Genomic DNA, 1,089 nt, shown 5'->3' on the forward strand with positions numbered 1-1,089 from the left:
CCCTGGCGCACCAGTCGCGGGCCGCGCGTTCCCGCACGGCCGCGTCGGGGTGGTGCAGCAGTCGCGCGTACGCCGCGGCGAGGTCCCCGTCCCGGTCGGCGGGCGGGACGCCGTCGCGGAACCGGGCCCACTCGGCGGGGAACAGCCGACCCATGTCCCGGGTGATCCACTCGACCTCCCGGCGGGTGGTGGTCACCACGCTGAACAGCACCATCTCGCTCACCCGCCCCGGGTGCCGCTGCGCGTACGCCAGGCCGAGGGTGGAGCCCCAGGACGCGCCGAGCACCAGCCACCGGTCCACGCCCAGGTGCGCCCGCAACCGCTCGACGTCGGCGATCAGGTGGTCGGTGGTGTTGGTGGCCAGGTCGACGCTCGGGTCGGCGACGTGCGGGCGACTGCGCCCGCAGCCGCGCTGGTCGAACAGCACCACCCGGTAGCGGGACAGGTCGAACGGGGTCAGCCAGCCGGGTGTGCAGCCGGAACCGGGGCCGCCGTGCAGCACCACGGCCGGTTTGCCGTCGGGGTTGCCGCAGGTCTCCCAGTACACCTGCTGGCCGTCGCCGACGTCGAGCATCCCGTGGGCGTGGGGCTGGGTCATGGTGGCGCACCTTCCGGGCGGATTCGACGGTGCCGTCACGGTAGCGGTGCGACCGCTGCCGGGTCCCGGTCAGCTGGCCAGGCGTCGGTAGCGGCGCACGGACAGGGGCAGGAACACCGCGATCAGCAGCAGGGGCCACACCACCGCCAGGGTCGTGGCGTGCTGCGCGGCGAACGACTCCCCACCCCAGCCGGGGTTGCCGAACAGCTCCCGGCAGGCCGCGACGGTCGCCGACAGCGGATTCCAGGCGGCCAGCGCGCCCAGAGCGCCGGGCATGGTCTCCGGTGCGACGAACGCGTTGGAGGTGAACCCGACCGGCCAGACGAGGATCTGCAGCACCACCACCGACTCGGGCCGGCGCAGCAGCAGCGCGAGGTGGATGCCGACCGCGATCAGCGCGAGGCGCAGCAGCAGGAGGTTGTTCTTCGGGCCTACCAGCTGGAACTGGGCCACGGCCGTTCTCGCGCGTGCGATCGCCTCGGCCCGGTCGG

1 protein-coding gene and 1 pseudogene are annotated in these 1,089 nt (G+C 74.0%); both read right to left on the bottom strand.

The features are described from left to right. On the bottom strand, positions 1-598 hold a 598-nt coding region (locus AB0I76_RS30555), incomplete at its 3' end, for an alpha/beta fold hydrolase (protein WP_357042798.1). Positions 599-667: 69 nt separating this feature from the next. After that, positions 668-1,089: pseudogene (locus AB0I76_RS30560) on the bottom strand (hypothetical protein); the annotation flags it as partial.

The sequence above is a fragment of the Micromonospora sp. NPDC049799 genome (assembly GCF_040656655.1).
Taxonomy (GTDB): Bacteria; Actinomycetota; Actinomycetes; order Mycobacteriales; family Micromonosporaceae; genus Micromonospora.